This is a genomic window from Bradyrhizobium sp. P2_E8, from assembly GCF_056403875.1.
The window spans coordinates 1-7,133 of sequence record NZ_JBFUES010000334.1 but is presented as its reverse complement, the minus strand read 5'-3'; the positions used below and the strand labels follow the sequence as shown (position 1 = coordinate 7,133).

Genomic DNA, 7,133 nt, shown 5'->3' with positions numbered 1-7,133 from the left:
GGTGGACTTCAGCCCGCATGTTCGGCTTGATATCGCTGATGTCCTCGACCGCGATCTGGGCCTCGATGGTCAGCAGATCCTGGTCCGGCACGATGTCGAGGATCTTCTCGCCGCGCTGAATCACGCCACCGACCGAAAACACGGTGAGCGCCACGATCCTTCCGGCATAGGGCGCGCGGATTTCCATGCGACCGAGCACGGCTCTGGCATTCATCGCCTTCGGGATGACTTCGAGCATCTTGGCTTGGGTGTCGCGCAGATCCTTGGTGACGTCGGTCATTCGATCGTTGTCGAGCTGGGCGATCTGCTGCTCCTGTTCCGCGATAGCCTGCCGGGCTTTGGCGATGTTGGCTCTTGCATCCGCAATCTGACCCTCAAGGCCATAGGCCGTTCGCTCCAGCTGCAGGATGCGTGGTCGGGCAATCAGTCCTCGCTCGACCAGTGGTGCGATGTCTTTGGCCTCAGCCTTCACGGAAGTGATCTGGTCTGTAAAGGCTTTCACCTGCGCTTCGGCGCCGACGATCTGCGAGCCCAGCTGATTGATCTTCTCCCGGAGAACGCTGCGCTGGCCTTCGAGCGCGGCGCGACGACTTTCGAACTGGCTCACCTGGCCATTCCAGACGCTCTTTAGATAGCTGTCTTCCGAACGCGCCTTGAGATCGTCGGGCATCACAAGCGTGGAGGCGTGGTCAAGCTCGGTCAGCAGGCGCACTTCGGTTGCGCGAAGCACGACATATTGCTGGGTTAGCACGTCGTATTCGGCGCGCGCCTGGGTCTCGTCGAGCACGATCAAGAGGTCGCCGACGGTGACCCTCTCGCCCTCCCTGACATGAAGCTCCTTGACGATCCCCCCGTCCAAATGCTGGACGCTCTTGCGGTTTCCTTCGACCTTGACGACAGCATTGCCAACGACCGCCCCGTTAAGGGGCGCGGTCACCGCCCACGTTCCCACACCTCCGAAGAAAGTCGCAATAATCAGCCAGCCAGCGAAGGCGACGCGCCTGATCGAGTCGCTGGGCGGCCGATCGCCGATGGCTCCCCTGCTCCGCCGCTCGGCAGAACCCATGCTCCGAATTGCAGCATCAGCAAGAGTCATTTCAGGAATCCTAGCCTGCGGAACCTTGTACCGCATGAACCGGCACGGCACGCGTAAGACGCGACATAATTTCGGCGCGGGGGCCAAACATTTCAGCGACCCCATCCTTGAGGACCAGGATCTTGTCGACCACACCGATCGTAGTCGGCCGATGCGATACGATCACCACGGTCGTGCCGCGCTTCTTGAGCTGAAGAATGCACTCGGCGAGCGCGGCATCCCCTTCGGCGTCGAGGTTGGAGCTCGGCTCGTCGAGCACGAGAAGGCTCGGATTGGCGAAGATGGCGCGGGCAAGACCAATACGCTGACGATAACCGCCGGAGAGTATGGCGCCGCCCTCCCCCACCTGGGTATCGTAGCCATCCGGCAGGCGCAGGATCATCTCGTGCACGTCAGCCATCCGCGCCGCCAGAATCACCTCCCGGTCCTCGCCCTCCTGGAATCGGCTGATATTGGCGGCAACTGTGTCAGCAAACAGCTCAATGTCCTGGGGGAGATAACCAACATGCCGGCCGAGTGACGTCTTGACCCAGCTCGAGACGTCCGCCCCGTCCAGTCGCACCGCGCCCGCAGATGGCGCGAGCACACCGACCAGATGCCGCGAAAGCGTGGATTTCCCAGCACCCGAGGGACCAATGATGCCCAGCACCTCGCCCGGCTCGATTGCGAACGTGACCGCGCGCAGGATCGGCTTCGAACCAACCGGCGGCACATAGGTCAGCCCCTCGACCGAGAGCCGGCCCTGCGGGCGCGGCAGCGTCAAACCGGCTTCGCGTTGAGGATCGGCTTTCAAGAGCTCGCGGATGCGCAGGAATGCCCCTCGGGCAGCAACAAGGTTGCGCCAGGAGCCGACAATCTGCTCGACCGGCTGCAGGGCTCTACCGAGCAGAATGCTCGCGGCGAACATGGCGCCGACGGTTGCAAGTCGCTCGATCACGAGATAGGCGCCGAGGCCAAGGATCATCGACTGCATGGCAAGCCGCAGAAAACGGATGAGGCTCTGCATGGTGGCGGCGCGATCGCTCGCAGCGACCTGCCGTTCAAGCATGCGGGTGCGATCACGGGCCCAGCGCCGCAGCAGCCCTTCGGTCATGCCCATCGCCCGCACCACTTCGGTGTTGCGCAGGCTCATCTCGGTGAAGCTGTAGCTCCGGGAAGCCGCCTCGCCGGCCTCGGTCAACGGCAGCTTGACCAGCCACTCGTTAAGCAGGGCCATCAGAATCAGGAGAATAGAGCAACCTAGTGCGAACGCCCCAAGGAACGGGTGCAGCACGAAGATCACGGCAATGTAGATCGGCGCCCACGGCAGATCGAACATCGCATGGATGCCCATGCCCGTGACGAACTGGCGGAAGGTGTCGAAATCGCGCAGCAGCTGGCTGCGCGCGCCACCGGCGCCAGCGGAGCGATGAATGACCGCCGTCATCACGCGCGCCGCGATCGTCTGGTCGAGGCGAATGCTGGCGCGGGTCAGCACGCGCGCCCGAACGGCATCCAGCCCTGCCAGCGCCAGGAACGCCATCAACAGCGCGATCGTGAGCATCAGCAGCGTGATCTGGCTGGCGCTCGCGATCACCCGGTCATAGACCTGCAGCATGTAGAGCGGCCCGGCCAGGTAAAGCAGATTGATCGCCAAGCTAAAGATCGCAGCAGTGACGAAATAGCCTCGGCAGCTTTGCAGCAAGCGCCGGAGTTCGTCGGGTCTTTTGAACGGAGTACTCACACAGATCAGCGGAAAATCCGCCCCTCTTCAAAATCACACCGTAGTCCAAAGTCGGGGTCGCAACATTCGCCCCGACCGCTTTTCTCGTAGCGCATCAGGCCAGATGGTCGTGGTAGCTGATAAGCGTTCCCGTAGTCTTGTCTACCTCAGTCTGGAAGCCCGCGGGGTCGTACTGGCCCAACAGGGTAATATTGGCGGTATGGACTCCGTCGGTCACCGACAGGGTTCCTCCGGTACCGACCTGGTTTGCGACATAGCTCGCGGTCGTGTCGGCCCCAAATGCCACATCGAGGAGATCCAGGTTGTCATCCCCGTTAAATCCGGACACGACCCCGCTAAAGTCGAAGGAGTCATGGAGCACGATTGTCCCGGTCGCTTGGGCATCCAGCGTGACATTCGCAGATGAGGCCGCTCCGAATTCGAGCGTGGCCGAACCGCTAATCTGAGCCGTTCCGGCGCCGCTGATATTGCCGTCGATTGTGACGTTGCCGCCATTGGCCCACAACACGCCGGTGTTGATGATGTCGCTGTGGACCTCCAGCCCACCGGTTCCGGTTGCCTCGATCGTGCCGGAGTTGGTGACGGCGTTAGCTCCGGTATCGATATCGAGTGCATTGGTGCCGGTGGCGATGATTGTGCCTTCGTTGACCAGCACCATCACGCCATCGCCGAGGTGACCGGCGCCGGAGATCGTGTTGTCCACGTTCGTCAGCGTGACGTCCGAGACCGTTCCGGTGATCACGTTCTCGCTGCTGTCCGAAAGGTCGACGTGGCCGCCGCCCTGCAGTGTGATGCCATGCTCGATCAGCTGAAGGTCTGTCTCGTCGCCCGTTGAGTTCAACTCGATCGTACCGGTGTTGTCGATGATGCCGGAGAGCGGCAGGATCGCGCCGTCGCTGATCACCATGTGGCCGGCGTTTTCCGTGACCGGCGTCTGGTCGAACACGAAGTCGCTTGCGGAAAGCGACGCGGCGTCGACGCCGTTCAGCGTGATCGACTGACCATCGGCGAGCGTGATCACGGCGTTGCCGGCAGCGTCATTGGCCATGTGCGCCTGGATGTCGCCAAAGCCCGTGAAATTCGTATAGCCGATCAGATCGATCTGATCCGAGGTCGCGTCGAAGCTATAGATCACGTCATGTCCGATCGGCTGCGAGAACACGAACATGTCGTGGCCGCTGGAGCCGGTCAGGTTGTCGTCGCCTGAGAGCGCGAAGATCGGCGATCCCGACGCATAACCTTCGACGTTGTCGGCGATCATGGTGAGCCCGGTGCCGCCCGTAGAATCCGTCCAAGTTTGCGATATATGCAGCGACACTGCGCCCGCGTAGTTATCCAGCGTGGTGATGGAGAGTGCGGCGACATCGTTTGTCTGCACCGACCAGGTCCCATCGCCGTTGTCGGTACCCTCGCTCAGCGTCCAACCCGCCGGAATGCCACTGACGGTGACGTTGACCGTACCAACGTGATCCGCCGGTTTTGTCAGGCCAAGGTTGATGGCTTCGCCGGCAATGCCTGCGGGAGCGAGATGTGCCTGGCTGATGTTGGTCAGGGTGACCCCTACAAGATCGACCAGGATGTCGTTGTTGACGTTCTGAGTAAATCCGACCTGTTCAAAAACATAAGTATGGGCAGTTCCGCCAATATTCGCCACGAAAGCGACGGCCGCACCCGAGGCGGTCGCAATGTCATTATTGTGCAGGTACTGCACCACAGCTGCGACGTTTGCGGTTGAGGACAACGTCAGCGCGGTGGCGAACACGTCGGCGTCATCGAAGGTTATGATACCATTCGTGATGGCATGCGATTTCACAGTTTGACCGCCGATGGTCAAAATTGAGTTGCTTCCGTCGGTACCCGAGCTATTAGCCGTTATGTTGGTGACGGGTAGGTCGAGAATGTCGCTAGTGCCCGTCGTGGTAAAGTCCGTAATCACGTCATAACCGGAAATCGTGCCAGCATCCCCAGAGCCCGCTACGACGCCGAGCGATTGTCCGCTGCTGAAGGAGAACGTATCGGCGCCACCTCCGCCGGTCATCGTATCAGCACCGACGCCGCCGTTAATATTGTCGGCACCCGAGCCACCGACGATCGTATCAGCAAAGTTCGAACCGGTCAGCGCCACGCCGGTCGCATTGCCGGCGTTGGTCAGAACCCACCCGTTCGGGCCAGCGGCGAACGCGACGCTGATGTTGAAGCCCGCTGCCGTGATCGTGGCACTACCGGAGTTGCTGGTCGATGCACTCGCGGTCCATGCCGCCGCCGCCGTCGCGTTCGCTGTAGCTCCCGACGAAACAACCACGATGTCAGTGCCGCCATTGCCGAGGTCAGTAATGGCGTCAGTGTCTGCGTCGACGTTGAACGTGTCGGCCCCGGCTCCGCCAGTCAGTGTGTCATTGCCTGCTTCGCCCGCGATCGCGTCGTTACCAGCAGCGCCATTGATGACGTCTGCCCCATCGCCGCCCTTCAGAACATCGGCAACGCCGCTACCTATGATCGCAAAGCTCCCGGTAGTGACTGCGCTAGCGTCAACCGTGAATGTGCCGGGATTATTTGTACGAATGGACGAACCGTCAACAGTAAGAGTTCCTTGGTTGTTGAAGTTCGAGTCAAAAACAGCTGTTATGTTCGGCGCATTACCGGCTGTATCGCTGGTAGTGAACTTCAAGACTTCAAATTTGGTAAGTCCTATGTCGGTATGCGCGCCATCGCCAAATGTATAAGTCTTCGAGATATTCTTTGCAGTATCAATTGTAAGCGTATCAACTCCCGTTCCGCCAGCGATGTTGTCACCGTTAGTGGCAGTCGTATTGGTCCCGTCTACCTGGTTCGCACCCGAGGCAAAGAATACGGTATCCGTGCCCGTCGTAAGCGTAGCCGGACTGGTCGATTGGAGATTAATGGTTACCGTATCGGTGTCGTTGAGCGAACCTTGGTCTGTCGTGCTGACAGTCAGAGTATCAACACCTACGAACGTGTTATTCGGATTGTAAACCAAACCATTCATGGCAGTGTTGACGTTTGTGACGTTCCCGGTGAAGGTCACTGTCGAAGTGCCGTTACCGGAGAGGCCGGTGAGACCAGTCGTCGAAGCGAGCGTCAGGACCCCCTGACCAACTGTCAGAGTGACGGTCTCGGTACCGGCGCCCACATCGGCATCCGAGATTGTGATCGCATTCCCGTTACCGGAGCTGAACGTTACATTTGTGTTGATCGCTACGCTCTGTGCGACCGGAACCGTATTCGCCGGCGCGTCGTTGGCGCCGTTGATGGTGACCGTCAGCACCGCCGTGTCGGTCAGGCTGCCGTCGCTCACCGTGTAGTTGAAGCTGTCGGTGATCGCGCCGCCGCTGTTGAGCGCCTGCACCGCAGCGTCGTTTTCGTTCACCACGTAGGTGTAGCTGCCATTGGCCGCAATCGTCAGCGTGCCGTGCGCGCCCACCAGGCCGACGCCCAGCGAGCCCGCCGTGCCGGAACCCTCGGTGCCGCCGGTACGGATCGCGCTGACCGTCAGGCTGCCGCTGTCGACATCGGTGTCATTGGTGATGACGTTGCCGGTCGCGTTCGAGCCGCCGGACCCGTTGGCTGTGCCGCCCTTCTCGGTGGCCGAACCGCTGTCGTTGACGCCCACCGGCGCGTCGTTGGCGCCGTTGATGGTGACGGTCAGCACCGCCGTGTCGGTGAGATTGCCGGGGTCCTTGACCGTGTAGTTGAAGCTGTCGGTGATGGTCTGGCCAGCATTGAGCGCCTGTACCGCCGGGTCACTGTCATTCACAACATAGGTGTAAGAGCCATTGGCGTTGAGCGTAAGCGTGCCGTGTGCACCCACCAGGCCGGAGCCTAGCGTGCCGGCCGCGCCGGAGCCTTCGACCGCCCCGGTGCGGATCGCCGATACCACCAGAGATGCGTTGGTGTTGTCGACGTCTGTATCGTTGGTCAGCACATTGCCGGTCGCGTTCGAGCCCGCGGTGCCATTGCCGGTGCCGCCCGCCTCGGTGGCCGAGCCGGTGTCGTCGACGCCCACCGGCGTGTCGTTGACCGGCGTCACATTGATCGTGTCGGTCACGGCCAGGCTGTTGGCGGACCCGTCATTGGTGATGATGGTGACCGTGCGGGCCAGGCCCGACGGGTTGTCGCTGGTGTTGAAGTAGGTCACCGAGTCCAGCGCGGTCTGGTAGTTCGCGACGCTGGATGAACCCGTCAAGGTGAGCGTCCCGGTCGCCGCATTGAACGATCCGGTGATGCCGTTCTGGTTGGTAAAGCCCAGCACATCCTGGCCGTTGACGTAGTTGCCGGTGATCTGCACCGTCGCCG

Annotated in this window: 3 protein-coding genes; all 3 read right to left on the bottom strand. The window is 61.2% G+C overall.

Going from position 1 to position 7,133, the window contains the following annotated elements:
• A partial coding sequence (locus AC1D00_RS19430) for an HlyD family type I secretion periplasmic adaptor subunit (protein WP_477011770.1) occupies positions 1-1,096 on the bottom strand: 1,096 nt, incomplete at its 3' end.
• 10 nt (positions 1,097-1,106) lie between these two features.
• Positions 1,107-2,819: a type I secretion system permease/ATPase gene (locus tag AC1D00_RS19425; protein ID WP_477011769.1), complete on the bottom strand. Its 1,713-nt coding sequence runs from the start codon at positions 2,817-2,819 to the stop codon at positions 1,107-1,109.
• A gap of 94 nt (positions 2,820-2,913) precedes the next feature.
• Positions 2,914-7,125 carry a beta strand repeat-containing protein gene (locus AC1D00_RS19420; RefSeq protein WP_477011768.1) on the bottom strand — a complete coding sequence of 1,404 codons (4,212 nt, stop codon included), beginning with the start codon at positions 7,123-7,125 and terminating at the stop codon, positions 2,914-2,916.
• Positions 7,126-7,133 lie beyond the last annotated feature (8 nt).